Raw genomic sequence first — 20,200 nt, 5'->3', positions numbered from 1 at the left:
ACACACTGTTGAGTTCTCAAAGAACACGCACACACCACCACCACCCACACGAAGCAGGAGGATCTGGGGCAACCGTTCCAGCCTAGCCAGCCGCACGGAGCCGAGTCAAGACTCGAACTCTTCGGTGACCAGGATGTCAGATGATCTACGGAGCCGGTGATCGAGGCCTTGCGGTCTCGGTCCGTGTCCGTGTCGCTCTGACTCGACAAAAGTTACGCGACGGATAACAGTGCGTCAAATCCGCAGGTCGGCCACACGACGGGCTCGCGACCATGCAGGTCAGCGCGCCGCTCCGGCGCCTCGCGGGCCTTCGAGTGCTCGAACCCCGACTGTGACCCCGCGCACGCGTGGCTCACACCGAGCGCCGTACGCCGGCCATGTTCTTCTTACCCCGACGCAGCACCAGCCACTCACCGTGCAGGAAGTCGTCCGCGGAGGGAGTCCAGTCCTCGGCAGCGATCTTCTGGTTGTTGACCGACACTCCCCCCTCCTTCACCACACGACGGGCGGCGCCCTTCGACTCGCACAGCGACGTGTCGACAAGAAGGTCGACGATCGTGCGCTCCTCCCCTGCCGGCAGCTCGGCGACGTCGGTCTCCGACAGCGCGGCCGACAGTGTCCCCGCGTCCAGGTCGCGAAGCTCTCCCCGGCCGAACAGGGCGGAGCTGGCAAGTTCGACGGCCGCGGTGTTGTCCGCGCCGTGCACCAGCGTCGTCATCTCCGCAGCCAGTCGCTTCTGCGCCGCGCGGGCCTGGGGTCGTTCTGCCGTCGCCGCCTCGAGTTCCGCCAGCTCGTCACGATCGAGGAACGTGAACCAGCGCAGGTACTTCACGACGTCGGCGTCGGCCGTGTTCACGAAGTACTGGTACCAGGCGTACGGCGACGTCATCTCGGGGTCGAGCCACAGGCTTCCGCCACCGGTGGACTTACCGAACTTCGTGCCGTCCGCCGCAGTGACCAGAGGAACGGTCAGCCCGTGCACGGCGTCGCCGTCCATACGTCGGGTGAGATCGATGCCCGCGACGATGTTGCCCCACTGATCCGATCCGCCGACCTGCAAGGTGCATCCGTGCTGCCGATGCAGGTGTAGGTAGTCCTGCGCTTGCAACAACATGTAGCTGAACTCGGTGTAGGACATCCCGTCCGATTCGAGGCGCTTCTTCACCGTGTCCCGCGCCAACATCACGTTGACGGAGAAGTGCTTGCCGATGTCGCGGAGGAAGTCGATGGCCGACAGCGACGCGGTCCAGTCGAGGTTGTTCGCGATGACCGCAGCGCCGGCACCCTCGAAGTCGACGAAGCGAGAGAGCTGACCCTTGATGCGATCGGCCCACTCGGCCACCTTGTCGCTCGAGTTCATGACGCGTTCGCCGACGTCACGCGGATCACCGATGAGTCCGGTGGCTCCGCCGGCCAGCACGATCGGACGATGACCCGCACGCTGGAAACGTGACAGGACCAGCAGCGGAACGAGGTGCCCTGCGTGCAAGCTCGGTCCCGTCGGATCGAATCCCGCGTAGAGGGTGATCGGGCCGTCCGCGGTGGTCGCCGCTGTCAGTGCCTCGATGTCTGTCGACTGGGCTATCAGTCCACGCCAGGTCAGGTCCTCGATGATGCTCACACCGCTGATTCTTTCGCATGCACGCACGTCACCCGACGGCGCCCTCAGGCCTGAGTACCGGGCTCCCCGGCGGGGTCTGTCGGAGCTCGCGGGCTCCGTCGATAGGCAGACACGGCCACCGAGGGAATCCAGAAACGCCACGGACGGTCGGGAGCGGTGGACACGCCGACACGAGGACCTGACTGTACCGGTGACGCCGTCTCGTCCGACAGCGTCACCGACACCTCCGCGCTCTCGGCGAAGACACGAACACCGTTGTGGGCCAACGACAGTGCGAGAACACTCCCGACGTTGCCAGGTCCGCGCGCCATGCCGAACTTCGGTGCGCGGGGCCTCCGCGTCCTGGCGACCGCGAGACCGTCGACGACCTCACCCGCGCGGATCAGGACGGCGCCGGCCGTTCCGTCAGGACCACAGACGATGTTCGCGCACAGATGCATCCCGTAGCTGAGATAGACGTACAGGCGACCGGGCGGCCCGAACATGACCGAGTTGCGCGGTGTGGGGCCTCGGAACGAGTGCGCCGCGGGGTCGGGCCAGGGTCCGCCGGGATCTCCGCCGTACGCCTCCACCTCGACGATGCGCAGCGTGACGCCGGCGCAGGTCAGACTGGCGCCGAGCAGACGCGTCGCCGCGTCGACGGGAGTCGTGGACCCGAGAAGTCGTTCGGACGGCAGTACGGGGCCGGTCATGTCGGCGATCGACGAGTCGCGGTCGCTCCCGTCACTCCGCGATCGGAGCGGGCGCGGTCGCCCGAGCCAGAATGTCCTCGTGCTCGGCGTCGGTGGCGTCACGCGCATCGTCGATGAGCAGCACCGGAATGCCGTTCTCGATGGGGTAGACACGGCGCAGCCGGGGGTTGTAGAGCAGCTCGTCCTGGATCAGTAGAAGCGGACCCTTGTCCTGCGGGCAGGCGAGAATGCTGTGCAAGCGAGCATCGACGCTCAAGAGGACTCCTCGTTCCGTCGTCGCGTCGGTCTTCCGACGCGATCTCACCCTACTGATGCGCGGTGAAGCGCTCCGCCGCCACTGCCTTCGTCATGCGCTTGTACTCGCCGGACGTCGACGCCAGATACCAGGTCTTGACCCCCGGACCGGGCAGTCCGGCAGCGCGAAGCGTGTCGTCGAGTGGTCGGAACGCGCGGCTCAGCGGGATGTCTGCGACCACGTGCACGACGTCGGGTCGCTCGGCCGGATCCAACACCAAAAGCGCGTCCGACACCATCGACGCCGTGAGGTTCTGACCCGCCCGCACGGTCACCGCGCACACCGACCACTGGTCACCGTGCTCCCCGATGCCGTACGCCACGGCCAGGTCCACCGGCTCCGCCTCGCCGATCGCGTCGGCTATCGGCTGCGGGTAGACGGGTCCGCGTGCGGTGGTGATCACCGAGCGCTTGTGCCCGAGCAACCAGTAGTCACCGCCCTCGTCCCGGCGGAACAGCAGGTTGGTCGGAGTCCACACGTCGCCGGCACTGAAGACACCACGCATGAACGCGCCGCTGGAGTCGTCCAGTCCGGGGCGGCCGAGCAACAGGCCGGGTTCGCCGGTCTCGCAGTGTCGGACGAATCCCTGCTCGTCCACGAGGTACCGACCCGAGACGGCGTCGTATGCCGCGAGTTCCACCCGTGCACTGCCCGGCAGCGGGCGACCCTTTGCCCCGATCTTCGTTCCCGCCACGTTCGCGAGGACGACGTCGCCCTCGGTGGACGCGTAGAACTCGAGTACCCGCGCAGGTGCCAGTCGTTCGAGCGTGTGCCGCCACAGGTTGGTGGGCATGCCCGATCCGATGAGGAGCCGTACGGCGTGCTGTCCTCGGTGCGGAAGGGACTCCGACGTCAGGATGTCCCGCATCATGGTCCACGTGTAGGACACGACCGTGACGCCGTAGCGCTGCACCTCGTCCGCGAAGCGCTCGGGCTCGACACCGCGCGACAGCGCGATGCGGGACCCGCCCGCCAACGCGCCGCCCACCGCCACGAGCAGTCCGGCCGAATGGTGCAGCGGCGCCAGGCAGTACACGGTGTCGCCGCGGGACAGACCTGCGGAGCTGGCCGTACCGAAGGCCGACAGAGCCCAGCGGTAGTTGGTGATGAACTTGGCATCCAGGGTGTCGTCGTTCCCGCTGAACAGCACGAAGGCGAGTTCCCGTGCGCGCCCGGGGTTGGGGACGTACCACCCCGGCAACTCCACCGTCGACGGGTCGACCTGCTCGAGATCCACGACCAGGTCGGAGTCCTCGATGTCGAGCGAGCGGGACTCGCCGCCGCCCAGGACCAGCACGTCCAGTCCGTGGTCGACGGATCCGGCCAGATTGTCGGGGTCGACGATCAGCAGTTCGACGCGCCCGAGTCGCAGCGACGCCGAGAGATCGCTGGTGGGCTGCAGCATGACGGCCACCGCACCGATGCGGGACAGTGCGGCGACGGCGGCGAGTGCGCTCGGACGTGTCTCCATCAGCACTCCGACGTGCATCGCGGGGCGTACACCGTTGACGATCAGGCCGCGCACCACGTTGTCGATGCGCTGGTCCACGGCGGCGTAGGAGTACACACGGTCGTCGAACACGAAGCACTCACCGGCACTCGCGCGCCGAGCCTGCTCACCGAGCAGACGACCGAGGGAGACCTGCGAATGAGGTTGCAGCTGGCCGAGTCTGGCGAGACGGGGCAGTGTGCGAGCGGCCTCGGACGAGATCTCACGAGACCCCTTCACGGCCCCGGCCGCCGCCGAGGCGATGCCGCGACCGAGACCCAGGCCGACCTCGGCGATGGTGGCCGCGGTGTGGACGAGACGATTTCCCACCGACACGCCGCTCTCCGAGGCCGGGTGCTCGTCGTACCCCATGGCGTGCACCTCGACCGGCCGCGGCCCCAGGCCCTCGCGCCACCGGATCCACCCCGCCGTGCTCGGCCACGTCTGCGTGGCCGCGGTGCTCCCCACCACCAGTCCGAAGTGCCCGGCGCGGAGCCCTGCTTCGTACACCTTGGCCCGCGGAGCCGCCTTGCGGATGCCGCGCACCGCGAGCGGTTGGCCGATGTCGTCGACCTCCCCCACGAACGCGAGGATCGGCATGGTCAGTTCCGCGAGCGAGACGACCTTGCCGCGGATGGAGAACCCACCCGTCATCATGCGGTTGTGCACGACGAACTGCGTCAACAGTTCCGCGACCGCCGGGCCCGACCAGGCGACCCACCCGTCCATCGCGAGGAACCGGCGCTGGGACTCGCGGGGCAGGAGCGCGTCCCGGTCGTGGAGCTGGAGCAGGAAGTCGATGCGCGACTTGACGGTCTTGGCCGGGTCGAGCAACTGGAACCCGGTGCGGGCCATCCAGTCGGTCACCGCGAGACGCGTGAACACGTGCTCGGCGAGGAACTCGGCACCCTTGGTGGCCACGTTCGCCGGGATCCCGAGAGGGAGCGCCGCGAGGGTGTCCACCGGACTGCCGAACGTGATGATGCTGGCGATGTCGCGACTCGAGCGGTACGCGGCGGCCTGGTAACAGAACATGCCGCCCTGCGAGTACCCACCGAGGTGGACCTCGCGACCCGTCCGCTCGGCGACGATGTCGATGATCTCGCTGATCGCGACGATGTGGTCCGCCAGCGTCCGGTTCCACCCGCCCTCCTCGGTGGCCGGCGAACCGAAGTCGACCACCCAGGGGTCCATCCCCGCCTCGTGCAGGATGCCGACGCCGCCCTGGTCGCGGGTGACGTCGTAGACGTCGGCCGACATCATCATCGGCGGTACGAGCACGACGGGCGGACCCGTCTGCTCGGACTCCGGGAAGTACCGACGCAGCCGGTACATACGATCACGCGCGACCACCGAGAAGGGAGACGGAACGGCATCCGTCTCGAGTCCCCCGAGACGGATGACCTCGAGCCCGTTCTGCGCCGTGGCGACCACACGCCGCAACGACGTCGCGACCGACCCGGTGTCGATTCCCAGCAACTGCACTCCTCGAAGGCGGCATCGATTCGGTCGGTGTGGTCCACGACTCGTCGACCGATGAGGACACAGCGTCTCACACCACTCCGACCGCTCGGATCGGGTCGTCCCGTCAGGCCGTGATCCACGTCCTGAGCTCGCCCGCGGTGCGCTGGACCACGATGATCTGCTCCGCCACCCGCGCGGGCGCGGTACCGCCGCGGCTGTCCCGCGAGCCGATGGATCCGTCGACGGTGAGCACCGAGCGGACCTCCGGCGTGAGCGCCGGGTCGATCGTCGCGAACTCCTCGTCGGTCAGTTCGTCCAGACCCACACCGCGCGACTCCGCACGTCGCACGCAGTCGCCTGCCACCTCGTGGGCGTGCCGGAACGGCACACCGTTGCGGACGAGCCACTCGGCGATGTCCGTCGCCAGCGTGAATCCCGCCGGCGCCAGCTCGCGCAGCCGGTCGGTGTGGAAGGTGAGGGTGGACACCAACCCGGTCAGGGCGGGCAGAAGCATCTCGAGTTGGAGCACCGAGTCGAAGACGGGCTCCTTGTCCTCCTGCAGATCACGGTTGTACGCGAGGGGCTGAGCCTTGAGCGTCGCGAGCAGACCGGTGAGATTGCCGATCAGTCGCCCGGTCTTGCCGCGCGTGAGCTCCGCGACGTCCGGGTTCTTCTTCTGCGGCATGATCGAACTGCCCGTCGACCATGCGTCGGCGAGTGTCACGTAGCCGTACTCCGGGGTGCTCCACGACACGATCTCCTCGGCGAGACGCGACAGGTCCACGGCAGTCATGGCCAGGACGAACGCCGCCTCGGCGGCGAAGTCGCGCGAACTCGTCGCGTCGATCGAGTTCTCCGCGGAACCGTCGAACCCGAGCTCCGCGGCGATCTTCTCCGGGTCGAGTCCGAGCGACGAGCCCGCCAGGGCGCCCGAACCGTAGGGCGACACCGCGGCGCGGCCGTCGAAGTCCCGGAAGCGCTGCACGTCCCGCAGCAGCGGATGGGTGTGTGCGAGCAGATGATGCGCGAGCAGGACCGGCTGCGCGGCCTGCGAGTGCGTCTTGCCCGGCATCGCCGCGTCGGGATGTGCCTGCGCCTGCCCGGTGAGGGCCTCGACCACGTCCAGCACGCCCGCCGACACCCGCCGCACCGCGTCCCGCAGCCACATCCGGAACAGGGTCGCGACCTGGTCGTTGCGCGACCTGCCGGCACGCAACCTGCCGCCGAGCTCGGGACCGACCCGGTCGATCAGCCCGCGCTCGAGTGCGCCGTGCACGTCCTCGTCGGACTCTGCGGGACCGAACGCACCCGAGTCGACGTCGGCGGCGAGCTGATCGAGGCCGGTGAGCATCGCCTCGAGATCGCCCGCCGTCAGCAGGCCGGCCGAGTTGAGCACACGTGCGTGAGCCTTGGAGGCACGGACGTCGTACGGGGCGAGCACCCAGTCGAAGTGGGTCGACTTGCTCAGCGCCGCCATGGCTTCCGCGGGACCCGACGCGAAGCGCCCACCCCACAGAGCGCCCGCGTTGGTGCCGTGAGCGGGTGACGTCACAGGTCCGACTGTCCCTGCGCCGCCACCGCGCCACGGTCACGGCTGGCGGCGATCTTGGACGACAGGCCGTGCAGCTGCACGAAGCCCTTGGCCGACGACTGATCGAAGGTGTCGCCCGCGTCGTAGGTCGCGAGGTTGAAGTCGTACAGCGACTCCCCGCTGCGACGACCGTTCACGACGACGGTGCCGGCGTGCAGCACCAGGCGGATCTCGCCGGACACGTGCTCCTGGGTGTGCTGGACGAAGGTGTCGAGTGCACCCTTGAGCGGCGAGAACCACAGGCCGTCGTAGACCTGCTCGGCCCACTTCTGGTCCGTGTGCCGCTTGTAGCGGCCGAGCTCGCGTTCGAGGGTGACGTGCTCGAGCTCCTCGTGGGCACGGATCAGGACCATGGCGCCGGGAGCCTCGTAGACCTCGCGGCTCTTGATGCCGACGAGCCGGTCCTCGACCACGTCGAGGCGGCCGACACCCTGCTTGCCCGCACGGGTGTTCAGTTCCTGGATCGCCTGCAGCACCGACACCGGGCGGCCGTCGATGGCGATCGGGCGTCCCTTGTCGAACGTGATGACCAGCTCGTCCGGCGCGTTGAAGTTGGCCGTCGGATCCTCGGTGTAGTCGTAGACGTCCTTGGTCGGGGCGTTCCACAGATCCTCGAGGAACCCGGTCTCCACGGCGCGACCCCACACGTTCTGGTCGATCGAGAACGGCGACTTCTTGGTGACGTTGATGGGGATGCTGTTCTCCTCGGCGAAGGCGATGGCCTTCTCGCGGGTCCAGGCGTAGTCGCGCACGGGGGCCAGCACCTCGAGCTCGGGCGCGAGCGTGTTGAAACCGACCTCGAAGCGCACCTGGTCGTTGCCCTTGCCGGTGCAGCCGTGAGCGACGACGGTGCCGCCGTGCGAGCGCGCGTTCTCGACGAGGTGCTTGACGATGAGGGGACGGCTGATGGCCGACACCAGCGGGTAGCGGTCCATGTAGAGGGCGTTCGACTGGATGGTCGGCAGGCAGTACTCGTCCGCGAACTCGTCCCGAGCGTCGACGACGACGGCTTCGACGGCGCCGCAGTCGAGTGCGCGCTGCCGGATGACCTCCATGTCCTCGCCACCCTGGCCGAGGTCGATCGCCACGGCGACCACCTCCTTGCCGGTCTCGCGGCCGATCCAGCTGATGGCGACAGAGGTGTCGAGACCGCCGGAGTAGGCGAGGATGACGCGTTCGGCCATGGGGTGTGTGCTCCTTCGTGTGATTCGGACGTTCTGGGATTCGGACTGGTGGTTCAGCGCGCGAGATTCTCGATGCGGTCGGCGAGCTCGCGTCCGGACAGCGGATCGCGGGCGATCACGAAGATGGTGTCATCCCCCGCGACCGTTCCCACAATCTCGGGCAGTGCCGCGCGGTCCAGTGCACTGGCGAGATAGTGCGCAGCTCCGGGCGGCGTGCGGAGAACAGCCATCGTGGAGCTGGCGTCGGTGGAGACGAGCAACTCGCCGAGCAGCCGGGAGAGCCGATCGGTGCCGCCCGCGACCCCTCGGACCGGGCTGCCGTCCTCGGGAACGACGTAGACGCCCGCACCGCCGTCGGCGGCGCGAAGTTTGACGGCGCCCAACTCGTCGAGATCGCGGGAGAGAGTGGCCTGGGTGGCCTCGATCCCCTCCGCCGCGAGCAGCGACTGGAGTTCCTGCTGCGATCGGACCTGGTGGGTGGAGAGCAGGGCCACGACGCGCGCCTGGCGCCCGGCGCGCGTCGACGACGTCACCGGGCCCTGCGACTCGGCGGTCACGGCGTCCGTCGTCCCGATGCCGCCTGCTCGAGCAGCCACACCAGGACGGCCTTCTGTGCGTGCAACCGGTTCTCGGCTTCGTCCCACACGACGCTGCGAGGGCCGTCGAGCACCGTGTCGCTGATCTCCTCGCCGCGGTGGGCCGGGAGGCAGTGCAGGACGAGTGCCTCCGAGTCGGCACGGTCGAGCAGCGACTCGTTGATCTGGAACGGGCGGAGGGGTCCGACGCGGTCCAGGCCGTCGTTCTCCTGTCCCATCGATGTCCACGTGTCGGTGACCAGCACGTCGGCTCCGGTCGCGGCGGCGATCGGATCGTTCGTGACGCTCACGCTCGCTCCCGTCCGCTCACCGCGCTCCTGCGTGGCCGCCAGCACCGACGGGTCCGGCACGAAGCCCTCCGGGGCGGCGATCGTGACGTCGACGCCGGCGGTGACGGCGCCGAGCATGAGGGAGTGCGCCATGTTGTTGGCACCGTCGCCGAAGTACGAGAGACGCAGACCTCTCAACGATCCCTTGCGCTCGGCGAGCGTCTGGAGATCGGCCAGCACCTGGCAGGGGTGGAAATCGTCGGACAGGGCGTTGACGATGGGCACGCTCGCCCCCGTCGCCATCTGCTCGAGGCGCTTCTGCCCGAACGTGCGCCACACGACGGCGTCGACGTAGCGGGACAGCACGCGCCCGGTGTCCTGCAGCGTCTCCTCGCGTCCGAGCTGCGTGCTGCGGCCGTCGACGACCACTGCGTGGCCGCCGAGCTGCGCGATGCCCATCTCGAACGAGAAGCGGGTGCGCGTCGAGTTCTTCTCGAAGATGACGCCGACGCCGCGCGGACCCTCCAACGGGCGCCGCGAGAACGGCGCCTTCTTGAGTTCGGCTGCGAGAGCGAGGATCTCGGCCTGCTCCTCGGGGGAGAGATCGTCGTCTCGAAGGAAGTGCCGCAGTGTCACGAGGTCGCCTCTGCTGTCGGCCGCGCCTCGTCGAGGACCGCGGGAAGTGCACGGACGAACGATGCTGCCTGCTCGTCCGTGATGATCAGGGGCGGCGCCAGACGCAGGACGTTCGCCTGCGCCGCGTTCACCAGGAAGCCTGCGTGGCGGGCCGCGGTCTCGACATCGGCCGCCACCGGCTCGGTGAGGACGATGCCCAGCAGAAGGCCCGCACCCCGTACGTGATCGACGAGGGGATGTCCGAGCGCCTCGATGCCGTGTCGCAGGATCTTGCCCAGCCGGTCGGCGTGCGAGAGCAGATCCTCGGACGCGAGAGTGCGCAGCACGGCCAGGGCCGCCGCCGAACACACCGGGTTGCCACCGAATGTGGTCCCGTGCTTGCCCGGGGTGAGCATGGCGGCTGCCGGGCCGATGCCGATGCAGGCGCCGATGGGCAGTCCCCCGCCCAGCCCCTTCGCGAGGGTGATGACGTCCGGGACGATGCCGAACCGCTGATGGGCGTAGAACCACCCCGTACGACCGATGCCCGTCTGGACCTCGTCGAGGATCAGCAGGGCGCCGTGGCGCGCGGTGATCTCGCGCGCTGCGGGCAGATAGCCCTCCGGCGGGACGACGACTCCGCCCTCACCCATGATCGGTTCGAGGAAGACGGCGGCCGTGTTCTCGTCGACCGCCGCCTCGAGCGCGGCGATGTCGCCGTAGGGAACGTGCGACACACCGGCGGGCATGGGCTCGAACGGAGCCCGCTTGTCCGCCTGCCCCGTGAGCGCGAGGGCTCCCATGGTCCGACCGTGGAACGCGTTCTCCGCCGCGATGATGTTCGGTCGACCCGTGAGACGCGCGATCTTGAAGGCGGCCTCGTTGGCCTCGGTGCCGGAGTTGCAGAGGAACACCCGAGCATCGCCGCCGGCAGCGTGACCGAGGTGCTCGAGGAGGTGCTCCGCCAGTTCGATCGACGGCGGCGCCGCGTAGAGGTTGGACGTGTGGCCCAGCGTCGTCAGCTGGGCGGAGACCGCCTCGACGACGGCAGGATGTCCGTGGCCGAGGATGTTGACCGCGATCCCGGCGAGGAGATCGAGGTACTCCTTGCCGTCGGCGTCCGTCACCACGGCTCCCGAACCGCCGACCAGCGCCACGCGCGGCACGCCGTAGTTGTTCATCAGCGCATTCGAGAAGCGTTGCTGCAGTTGCTCCGTGCTGGTCATGCCCGTCCTCTCGTACTGCCGTCGTGCACCATCGTGCCGATGCCCTCGCCGGTGAACAGTTCCAGGAGCACGGAGTGCTCGAGTCGACCGTCGATGACATGGGCGCTGGGAACTCCCCCGCGCACCGCGCGCAGACATGCCTCCATCTTGGGGACCATGCCGGCGTCCAGGCCGGGCAGCAGTTCGGCGAGGACGTCCGCCTCGATCTCCGAGACGAGCGACCCGCGGTCCGGCCAGCTCGTGTAGAGCCCCTCGACGTCGGTGAGGACGACGAGCTTCTGCGCGCCGAGCGCCTCCGCGAGGGCCGCGGCCGCGGTGTCCGCGTTGATGTTGTGCACGACGCCGTCCGCGTCGGGAGCGATGGTCGAGACGACCGGGATGCGCCCGGCCTCGATGAGGTCGTGCACGGCAGCGGGATTCACCGTCGTCACGTCGCCCACCAGACCGATGTCGGTGGCGACACCGTCGACGGTCACGGTCCGTCGAGTCGCCGTGAACAGGTGCGCGTCCTCGCCGGAGATGCCGACAGCGTAGGGGCCGTGCGCGTTGATCAGTCCGACCAGCTCGCGACCTACCTGCCCGAACAGGACCATGCGCACGACGTCCATCACCTCGGGCGTCGTCACGCGGAAGCCGCCGCGGAACTCCCCCACCAGTCCGAGTCGAGTGAGCATGGCGGTGATCTGGGGACCGCCGCCGTGCACGACCACCGGGTGGATACCGACGGTGCGCAGGAACGCCATGTCGGCCGCGAACGCTGCCTTGAGTCGATCGTCGATCATGGCATTGCCGCCGTACTTGACCACGACGACCTTGCCCGTCCACTGCTGGAGCCACGGGAGGGCGCCGGCGAGGATGCGTGCGGTGTCGTGTGCAGACACGGGCTCGGACGACGTCATGACGAGTACGCCGAGTTCTCTTCGACGTAGGCGTGCGACAGATCCGTGGTCCTGATCGACGCCGACGCGGAGCCGACACCGAGGTCCACCTCGACCGTGATGTCGACGGCCGAGAGATCGACCTCACGAGCGCCGGGCACACCCATGCTGTCGACGCACACGGGATTGCCGTTGAAGGACACGACGATGCGATCGGGATCGAGCGCGACCGGCGCGATGCCCACAGCGGCGAGAACGCGGCCCCAGTTGGGATCGGAGCCGAACAGCGCCGTCTTGACGAGGGAATCGCGTGCGATGGTTCGCGCCGCCACGAGTGCGTCCTGTTCGGACTCGGCACCACCGACCCTGACGATGATCCGCTTGGTCACGCCCTCCGCATCGGCCATCAGCTGATCCGCGAGGTCGTCGCACACCGCGAGGACAGCGGCGTCGAGTTCCTCCTGTGTCGCCTCGATGCCGCTGGCACCGGACGCGAGGAGCAGCACCGTGTCGTTCGTGGATGTCGCGCCGTCCACGTCGAGTCGGTCGAAGGACTGTGCCGTCGCGTGCCGGAGGGCGCGATCGAGCTGATCGGCGCTCGCCACCGCGTCCGTGGTGACGACACACAGCATCGTCGCCAGCGAGGGCGCCAGCATGCCGGCGCCCTTGGCCATGCCGCCCACGTTCCAGCCGTTCTCGTGGTGGATCGCGGCCTGCTTCGGCCGGGTGTCGGTCGTCATGATCGCGTAGGCCGCATCGGTGCCGCCCGAGATGCCTCCGGCGAGCTCGTGCACCACCTCGGTGACACCGCCGAGCACCTTGTCCATGGGCAACCGGTCGCCGATCAGTCCGGTCGAACACACGGCGATCTCGCCGGCGCCCGTCTCGGTTCCCCAGTCGCTGAGGGTCGATGCGAGGTGCTCGGCGGTACGGTGCGTGTCCTGGAATCCGGGCGCACCGGTGCAGGCGTTGGCGCCGCCCGAGTTCAGGACGACGGCGCGGAGCCGACCGGAGGTCAGCACCTGCTGCGACCACAGGACGGGCGCAGCCTTGATCTTGTTCAGGGTGAAGACACCGGCCGCTGCCAGATCGGGGCCCTCGTTGACCACGAGGGCGACGTCGAGGCCCCCCTTGGCCCGGAGACCGGCCTCGACCCCGGCGGCCCGGAATCCCGCTGCCGACGTCACACCCTGTGTGCGGACGAGAACCCCGGGAGCGCGCGTGGGGGCGCCGGGAGAGGACTGGCTGTGGTCGGTCATGGTGCTGTTCCCACCGTGGAGAGTCCGGCGCTCTCGGGGAGTCCGAGAGCGATGTTCATCGACTGCACCGCGGCACCGGCGGTGCCCTTCGTCAGATTGTCGATGGCGGCGAGGACCACGAGCAGTCCCGCGTCCTCGTCGACCGCCACCTGCAGGTGGACCGCGTTGGACCCGACCACCGAACCCGTCTGCGGCAGCTGCCCCTCCGGGAGAAGGTGGAGGAAAGGTTCGTCGGCGCAGTACTTCTCGTAGGCCGCACGCGCCTCGGAAGCTGACACTGTCGTCGGAGCGGTGCACGTCGCCAGGATGCCGCGCGGCATCGGAGCCAGCACGGGAGTGAACGACACGATCACCTCGGTGCCGGCGATGGCGGACAAGTTCTGCGTGATCTCCGGCGTGTGGCGATGCGCGCCGGCGATGCCGTAGGCACGGACCGACCCCATGACCTCGGAACCCAACAGGTCCGGCTTCGCCGCGCGACCGGCGCCGGAGGTGCCGCTCACGGCCACCACGGTTACGCGGGGCTCGACCATGCCGGCAGCAAACGCGGGCGCCAGAGCCAGCGACGAGGCCGTGGGATAGCACCCCGGGACCGCGATGCGCGTCGCTCCGACCAGGGCGTCCCGACCACCGGGCAACTCGGGCATGCCGTACGGCCAGTGTCCGGCGTGTTCCCCGCCGTACCAGCGATCCCAGGCGGCGGCGTCGGTCAACCGGAAGTCGGCACCGCAGTCGATGATCAGCGTGGAGTCCGACAGCTGTTCGGCGAGGGCGGCTGACTTCCCGTGCGGGAGCCCGAGGAATACGACGTCGTGCCCCTCCAGGGCCGCGGCGTCCGTGTCCACCAGCACGCGGTCCGCGAGCGGAACGAGATGCGGATGGTGTTGCCCCAGCGTGGTTCCGGCGTTTCCACCGGCCGTCAGGGCGCCGATGGTCATCCGGCCGTCGAGCACTGCCGGGTGTCCGAGCAGCAGACGCAGGATCTCGCCACCCGCGTAGCCACTGGCGCCCGCGACGGCCACCCGGGTGCCCGTCGATGTCGATGCACTGTCCATACGATGATTATGCATGACGGTGCAAGCTCATTCAAAAGCGGCGCACCGTCAGTGTCGGAGTTCGGCTCCCACCGCCGTCGCCGCTGCCGCGACGGCGGCATCGCGAGCGGCACTCGCCTCGTCCTCGGTCAACGTACGGTCGGCCGCTCGGAACCGCAGGGCGAAAGCCAGCGACTTCCGGCCGGCACCGACCTGATCGCCGGAGAACACGTCGAAGACACGAATGTCCTCGAGGAGTGGGCCCGCCCCCGACATCAGAGCCGACTGCACGGCGGCGGCCGGGACGGACTCGTCGACGACGACCGCGACGTCCTGCAGCACGGCGGGGAACGGCGAGATGGACGGCGACGGCAGCGGCTCGCGGGTGGGAACGAGATCGAGGTCGATCTCCACCGCGCAGGTCCGCGGCGGCAGACCGGCGCGCTCGAGGACACCGGGATGCAGCTCACCCGCGTGCCCGACCACGACACCGTCGACAACGACTTCGGCACACCTGCCCGGATGCCACGGAAGGTACTGGGCGGACCGGAGTTCCACCTCGACACCGGACGCGCTCGCGATCGTCCTCGCTGCGCTGAAGGCATCGGTGGCGTCGGCAGGACGGCCGGCGCCCCACGGCCCGGGTGCCGTCACCGCACCGGTCAGGACGACGGCGGCGTGCAGCGGCTGCACCGGCAACGACTGCTTCAGAGCGTCGATCTCGTCCTCGGTGGGACGACGGTCGACGGCGAGCGCATCGATCGGGCGCGTGCCCTCGCCCGGTTCGACGACCTGCGCGACGGCGAACAGCGCCAGATCCCGCTGTCCGCGCGAGACGTTGCGCTGGGCGATCTCCAGGAGACCGGGGACGAGAGTGGTCGCCAGTTCGGGTCGGTCCGCCTCCAACGGATTGAGCACCCGCGTGGTCACCCGGCGCGGATCGTCCGCGTCGAGTCCCCAGACGTCGAAGACCCCGGCCGGCAGGAACACGGGCGCGAGGACCTCGACGTGCCCCGTGTAGGCCAGTGCCCGACCCACCGCCCGGCGACGACGCTGGGCGGCGGTGAGTCCGCGGCCCGCGGGAGCGTGCGGCAGGACGGACGGAATGGACTCCAGTCCTTCGAGTCGCAGCACCTCCTCGACCAGGTCGGCGGCCTGACGGAGGTCGGGACGCCACGTCGGCGGCGTCACGACGGCCACCCCGCGCCCGGCCTCGGACACGTCCACGACGACCTCGCACCCGACCTGGGTGAGGCGGCGCACCGCGGTTCCGCTCGGATAGGTCACACCCGCGACCCGGTCCGGCAGGTCGAGATCCATGGTCACGGTGTCGGACACCGTCGGTGCATCGATGTCGGTGAGCAGGGGCTCCACCCGGCCGCCCGCGATCGAGGCCAGCAGTGCGGCGGCACGGTCGAGCGCGCGCACCGGGAGAGCAGAGTCCACCACTCGTTCGTAGCGACGGCTCGCCTCACTGGGCAGCCGGTGACGGCGCGCGGTGCGGAACACGGCGAGCGGGCTCCAGATGGCCGCCTCGAGCAGGATGTCGGTGGTCTCGTCGCCCACCTCGGTGGACGCGCCACCCATGACACCGGCCAACGACACCACGCCGGACCCGTCCGCGATGACGACGTCCTCCGGGTCGAGGGTGCGCACGGTGTCGTCGAGGGTGCGGAGCGTCTCCCCCGCCTCGGCCCGGCGGACCACCAACCCGCCCGACAGCGCGGAGGCGTCGAACGCGTGGAGCGGTTGGCCCAGTTCGAGCATGACGTAGTTGGTGACGTCGACCGCGGGCGAGATGGGTCGCACCCCGGACAGCAGCAGCCGCCGCTGGATCGTCCAGGGGGTCACCGCGGCCGGATCGATGCCCACGACGCGGCGCGCGGCGAAACGGGTGGCACCCGACTCGGAACGGACGTCGACGGGCCACGCCTCGCCCTCGGAGGCGGCCGCGGACACGACGGGCTGCGGGGCGTCGGCGGGATCGACGAAGTCCAGGTCGAAACCGCACGCCAGTTCGCGGCCGAGACCGCGCACGCTCAGGGCGTATCCGCGATCGGGCGTCACGTTGACGTCGAACACGGTGTCGTCCATGCCCAGAACGGCGAGTGCGTCGTCGCCGGGCACGGCCGTGCCGGCAGGCAGCACGAGAATGCCGGAGTGATCCGAACCGATACCGAGCTCGGACACCGAGCAGATCATGCCGTCGGACGTGCGCCCGTACGTGGACCGCGCGGCGATGGCGAACCCGCCGGGCAGAACACTGCCGGGAAGTGCGGCCACGATGAGGTCGCCCTCCGCGAAGTTCCGTGCACCGCACACGATTCCGCGGGGCTCCGCCTCGCCCACCTCGACCAGGCAGAAGCGGATCGGCTTCTTGAACTCGGTCAACTCCTCGATGGACTGCACACGGCCGACGACCAACGGGCCCGTGATCTCCGGAAGGGGGATGACGTCCTCGATCTCGAAGCCGACGGACACGAACCCCGCGTCGAGCTCGTCAGCAGTGACGCTCCACTCGGGAGCGGCCTTCCGGACGACCTCGGTCAACCAGGACTGGGGCACTCGCACGACTTCTCCACTCTCTCTGTCTGAATGCTTGTCTGCAGGGGCCGAGCGTCAGCCGGCCACGCCGAAGGGCAGGCTGAACCGCACGTCGCCCTCGACGATGTCGCGCATGTCGGGAATGTCGTTGCGGAACTGCAGCGTTCGCTCGAGGCCCATACCGAAGGCGAACCCGCTGTAGATCTCCGGGTCGACGCCACAGGCGCGCAGCACGTTCGGATTCACCATGCCGCAGCCACCCCATTCGACCCAGCCCGCTCCACCCTTCTTGCGGGGGAACCACACGTCCACCTCCGCGGACGGCTCGGTGAACGGGAAGTAGTTGGGGCGCATCCGGGTCCGCGTCTCCGGGCCGAACAACGCACGCGCGAACGCGTCGAGCGTGCCGCGGAGATTGGCGAGCGTGAGCCCCTTGTCCACGGCGAGTCCCTCGACCTGATGGAAGACGGGCGTGTGCGTCGCGTCGAGTTCGTCCGTACGGAACGTGCGCCCGGGGCACACCACGTAGATCGGCAGGTCGCGCTCGAGCATCGACCGCACCTGCACCGGCGAGGTGTGCGTGCGCAGCACCTGACGAGACCCCTCGGGCGCGACGTGGAACGTGTCCTGCATCGTCCGCGCGGGATGGTCGGGCAGGAAGTTGAGCGCGTCGAAGTTGAAGTGCTCGGTCTCCACCTCCGGGCCCTCGGCCACCTCCCACCCCATCGCCACGAAGACGTCGGCGACCTGATCGGCGATGACGGTGATGGGATGGCGGGCACCCACCGGGCGGCGGACGGACGGCAGGGTCACGTCGATCGCCTCGGCGACGAGCACGGCCGCGTCACGTTCGGCGAGCAGCACCTCACGACGATCGTCGAACGCGATCCGCACGCGGTCACGCGCCACCTTGACCCGCTTGCCGGCGTCAGCCCGCTCGGTCTTCGGCAGCGAGCCCAACGCGCGCTGTGCGAGCGCGAGGGGCGCCTTGTTCCCGATGTGGTGGATCTTGGCCTCGGACAGAGCGTCGATGTCGGACGCGGCGGCGAAGGCGGACTCGGCCTCGGTGACGGCTGCGTCCAGCGCCGCGTCGGTCAGCGCCTCCGCGTCGGCAACGGCCTGATCGGCCTGCGCTTCACCCTCGTTGCGCTCCACGTCCACACACTCCATCGTCTCGATCGGCGAGCACCTCTGTCGCGGTGCTCCTCACGGTCGCCGGGCAGAACCCGGCGGGGAAAGCCTAGGCGGTGCCCCCGCGGCGCTGCACCCGCGCACCGGCGTACAGACACACGGCGGCCGCGGTGGCGAGGTTGAGACTCTCGGCGCGGCCGTGGATGGGAATGCGCACCCGGTGATCCGCAGCAGCCGCGACCTCGCGGGACAGCCCGTGCGCCTCGTTGCCGAACACCCAGGCGGTGGGCCCGGCCAGCGCGTCGTCGGCGTCGTCGAGGTCCAGTTCACCGTCGACGGTCGTCGCCAGCAGACTGGCGCCGGTCGCACGGACCGCGTCGAGTACCGCCGTCACCGAACGCTCCCGTGCGACGGGGAGATGGAAGAGACTTCCGGCGGACGCGCGGACGCTCTTGCCGTTCAGCGGATCGACACTGTCCCCGGCGAAGATCACCGCGCCGGCGCCGGCGGCGTCCGAGACGCGCAGGATGGTGCCCGCGTTGCCCGGCTCGGAGATGTCGACGACGACCGTCACGAGTGACGGGTTCGCGGCCAACGCCTCGGCCAGGGAGACGACGACGGACGTGCACACGGCCACGATTCCCGGCGGCGTCACGGTGTCCGACAGCGATTTCGCCGCGCGCTCGGTCATCAGCTGCGGCTGCGCACCGGCCGCGGCCGACGCCTCGATCAGTCCGCGGTGCTCGTCGAACCAGCGCTCGGTGGCGAACACCTCGCGCACGACACCGGCGGCGACCGCCTCGGTCACCGCGTTCTCGCCCTCCGCGAGGAAGAGGCCGGTTCGCCGACGTTCGACGCCGCGCTGCAGCTTGACAGCCGAAACGACCCGCGGAGTCCGCTCGGTGAGCGGCGCCGCGGGTCGTGACGGAGTGTCGTCGAAGCGCCTGATCAGGCTGCTTCTCCGGCCGGTGCGTTGATGTCGGCAGGCAGTGCCGCCTTGGCGATCTCGACGAGTGCGGTGAACGCCGCAGCGTCGGAGACCGCGAGCTCGGCGAGGATCTTGCGGTCGACCTCGACCTCGGCGATCTTCAGACCCTGCACGAAACGGTTGTACGTGATGTCGTTCGCCCGAGCTGCCGCGTTGATACGCGTGATCCACAGCTTGCGGAAGTCACCCTTGCGAGCGCGGCGATCGCGGTACGCGTAGGTGAGCGAGTGGAGCTGCTGCTCCTTCGCCTTGGTGTAGAGACGCGAACGCTGCCCGCGGTATCCGCTGGACGCCTCGAGAATCGAACGACGCTTCTTCTGGGCGTTGACCGCCCTTTTCACGCGTGCCACTGGTGAATCCTGTCGTAGTGGGGCCTAGGGCCCGGGTGGGAAAGAGATCAGAGACCGAGAAGCCGCTTGACGCGGGGAACGTCGTTGGGGCTGACGACGGCCTTGCCGTCGAGGCGACGCGTCACGCGCGAGGACTTGTGCTCGAGCAGGTGGCGGCGGCCGGCCTTCTGGCGCAGGATCTTTCCGCTACCGGACACCTTGAATCGCTTCGCGGTGCCGCTGTGAGTCTTCGACTTGGGCATGAGTCCTCAGTTCTGTTACTTCGGTCGGTGGTGCTGGTGGATCCGAACGCTCAGGCGCTCGGTGTGGCTGGTGCCTGCGGCGTCGCCGGCGTCTGCGGAGCAGCGAATGCCGGCGGTGTCGCCTCGGCGGCGGGTGCAGCAGTCGGCGCGGAGGCCGGCGGCGGCACGGTGGCGCGCGGTGCGTTGGACGCCTCCGCTGCCTTCGCCCTGGTCTTGGCGCCCTTGTGCGGAGCCAGGACCATCGTCATGTTGCGGCCGTCCTGCTTGGCCGAGGTCTCGACGAAGCCGTGCTCGGCGACGTCGGCGCCCAGGCGCTGCAGGAGGCGGTAACCGAGTTCGGGCCGCGACTGCTCGCGTCCACGGAACATGATGGTCACCTTGACCTTGGACCCGGCCTCGAGGAAGCGGACGACATGGCCCTTCTTCGTCTCGTAGTCGTGGTCGTCGATCTTGGGACGAAGCTTCTGCTCCTTGATGACCGTGAGCGTCTGGTTCTTGCGCGACTCACGAGCCTTCTGCGCGGCTTCGTACTTGAACTTGCCGTAGTCCATGATCTTGCAGACCGGCGGACGGGCGTCGGGTGCGACCTCGACGAGGTCGAGATCGGCTTCGACAGCCAGGCGGAGTGCATCTTCAACACGCACGATCCCCACCTGTTCACCGCCAGGTCCGACGAGTCGGACTTCGGGAACTCGGATGCGATCGTTGATGCGGGTCTCAGTGCTGATGGGG

At 69.2% G+C, this 20,200-nt stretch carries 18 protein-coding genes; all 18 read right to left on the bottom strand.

Going from position 1 to position 20,200, the window contains the following annotated elements:
* Positions 1 to 352 precede the first annotated feature (352 nt).
* The 18 genes from tyrS to infC all read right to left on the bottom strand — a co-directional run bounded on the left by tyrS (position 353) and on the right by infC (position 20,196).
* Positions 353 to 1,621 (bottom strand): tyrosine--tRNA ligase, encoded by a 1,269-nt coding sequence (gene tyrS / locus QRN16_RS19245; protein WP_285188980.1) that lies wholly within the window; start codon positions 1,619 to 1,621, stop codon positions 353 to 355.
* 44 nt (positions 1,622 to 1,665) lie between these two features.
* The gene (locus QRN16_RS19240; RefSeq protein ID WP_285188979.1) at positions 1,666 to 2,313 is read right to left on the bottom strand and encodes a DNA-3-methyladenine glycosylase; all 648 of its coding nucleotides are present in this window, start codon (positions 2,311 to 2,313) and stop codon (positions 1,666 to 1,668) included.
* A 31-nt stretch (positions 2,314 to 2,344) separates the two neighbouring features.
* Positions 2,345 to 2,569, bottom strand: coding sequence for a Trm112 family protein (locus tag QRN16_RS19235; RefSeq protein ID WP_027506733.1), 225 nt, complete (start codon positions 2,567 to 2,569; stop codon positions 2,345 to 2,347).
* 49 nt (positions 2,570 to 2,618) lie between these two features.
* On the bottom strand, positions 2,619 to 5,576 hold the full coding sequence (locus QRN16_RS19230) for an AMP-binding protein (protein ID WP_056448110.1): 2,958 nt from the start codon (positions 5,574 to 5,576) through the stop codon (positions 2,619 to 2,621).
* 109 nt (positions 5,577 to 5,685) lie between these two features.
* Positions 5,686 to 7,113 (bottom strand): argininosuccinate lyase, encoded by a 1,428-nt coding sequence (argH, locus tag QRN16_RS19225; RefSeq protein ID WP_285188978.1) that lies wholly within the window; start codon positions 7,111 to 7,113, stop codon positions 5,686 to 5,688.
* Complete coding sequence (locus QRN16_RS19220; RefSeq protein WP_056447988.1) at positions 7,110 to 8,336, bottom strand: argininosuccinate synthase; 1,227 nt, start codon at positions 8,334 to 8,336, stop codon at positions 7,110 to 7,112. The genes argH and QRN16_RS19220 overlap by 4 nt, the downstream gene beginning before the upstream one ends.
* Before the next feature lie 53 nt (positions 8,337 to 8,389).
* Positions 8,390 to 8,893: an arginine repressor gene (locus QRN16_RS19215; protein ID WP_027506737.1), complete on the bottom strand. Its 504-nt coding sequence runs from the start codon at positions 8,891 to 8,893 to the stop codon at positions 8,390 to 8,392.
* Positions 8,890 to 9,837, bottom strand: a complete 948-nt coding sequence (argF, locus tag QRN16_RS19210) for an ornithine carbamoyltransferase (protein ID WP_285188977.1) — start codon at positions 9,835 to 9,837, stop codon at positions 8,890 to 8,892. Before argF ends, QRN16_RS19215 begins: the two co-directional genes overlap by 4 nt.
* Entirely contained in the window at positions 9,834 to 11,042 is a 1,209-nt protein-coding gene (locus tag QRN16_RS19205; RefSeq protein ID WP_285188976.1) for an acetylornithine transaminase, read from the bottom strand. Before QRN16_RS19205 ends, argF begins: the two co-directional genes overlap by 4 nt.
* The gene (gene argB, locus QRN16_RS19200) at positions 11,039 to 11,941 is read right to left on the bottom strand and encodes an acetylglutamate kinase (protein ID WP_285188975.1); all 903 of its coding nucleotides are present in this window, start codon (positions 11,939 to 11,941) and stop codon (positions 11,039 to 11,041) included. The genes QRN16_RS19205 and argB overlap by 4 nt, the downstream gene beginning before the upstream one ends.
* On the bottom strand, positions 11,938 to 13,179 hold the full coding sequence (argJ, locus tag QRN16_RS19195; RefSeq protein WP_285188973.1) for a bifunctional glutamate N-acetyltransferase/amino-acid acetyltransferase ArgJ: 1,242 nt from the start codon (positions 13,177 to 13,179) through the stop codon (positions 11,938 to 11,940). Before argJ ends, argB begins: the two co-directional genes overlap by 4 nt.
* Complete coding sequence (gene argC, locus QRN16_RS19190) at positions 13,176 to 14,234, bottom strand: N-acetyl-gamma-glutamyl-phosphate reductase (RefSeq protein WP_285188971.1); 1,059 nt, start codon at positions 14,232 to 14,234, stop codon at positions 13,176 to 13,178. The genes argJ and argC overlap by 4 nt, the downstream gene beginning before the upstream one ends.
* Before the next feature lie 48 nt (positions 14,235 to 14,282).
* Positions 14,283 to 16,784 carry a phenylalanine--tRNA ligase subunit beta gene (gene pheT, locus QRN16_RS19185; protein ID WP_285188970.1) on the bottom strand — a complete coding sequence of 834 codons (2,502 nt, stop codon included), beginning with the start codon at positions 16,782 to 16,784 and terminating at the stop codon, positions 14,283 to 14,285.
* Positions 16,785 to 16,832: 48 nt separating this feature from the next.
* Positions 16,833 to 17,912, bottom strand: coding sequence for a phenylalanine--tRNA ligase subunit alpha (pheS, locus tag QRN16_RS19180; RefSeq protein WP_235578964.1), 1,080 nt, complete (start codon positions 17,910 to 17,912; stop codon positions 16,833 to 16,835).
* A gap of 85 nt (positions 17,913 to 17,997) precedes the next feature.
* Positions 17,998 to 18,837: a TrmH family RNA methyltransferase gene (locus QRN16_RS19175; RefSeq protein WP_285189076.1), complete on the bottom strand. Its 840-nt coding sequence runs from the start codon at positions 18,835 to 18,837 to the stop codon at positions 17,998 to 18,000.
* Positions 18,837 to 19,226, bottom strand: a complete 390-nt coding sequence (gene rplT / locus QRN16_RS19170; RefSeq protein ID WP_027506746.1) for a 50S ribosomal protein L20 — start codon at positions 19,224 to 19,226, stop codon at positions 18,837 to 18,839. The genes QRN16_RS19175 and rplT overlap by 1 nt, the downstream gene beginning before the upstream one ends.
* 47 nt (positions 19,227 to 19,273) lie before the next feature.
* On the bottom strand, positions 19,274 to 19,468 hold the full coding sequence (gene rpmI / locus QRN16_RS19165) for a 50S ribosomal protein L35 (protein ID WP_027506747.1): 195 nt from the start codon (positions 19,466 to 19,468) through the stop codon (positions 19,274 to 19,276).
* A 50-nt stretch (positions 19,469 to 19,518) separates the two neighbouring features.
* Positions 19,519 to 20,196 (bottom strand): translation initiation factor IF-3, encoded by a 678-nt coding sequence (gene infC / locus QRN16_RS19160; RefSeq protein WP_285189073.1) that lies wholly within the window; start codon positions 20,194 to 20,196, stop codon positions 19,519 to 19,521.
* Positions 20,197 to 20,200: the final 4 nt, after the last annotated feature.

Origin of the sequence: Rhodococcus sp. MEB041, assembly GCF_030208955.1 — a bacterium.
Taxonomy (GTDB): Bacteria; Actinomycetota; Actinomycetes; order Mycobacteriales; family Mycobacteriaceae; genus Rhodococcoides.
The sequence above is the reverse complement of the archived record's forward strand: the minus strand, read 5'-3'. Positions and strand labels throughout refer to the sequence as shown.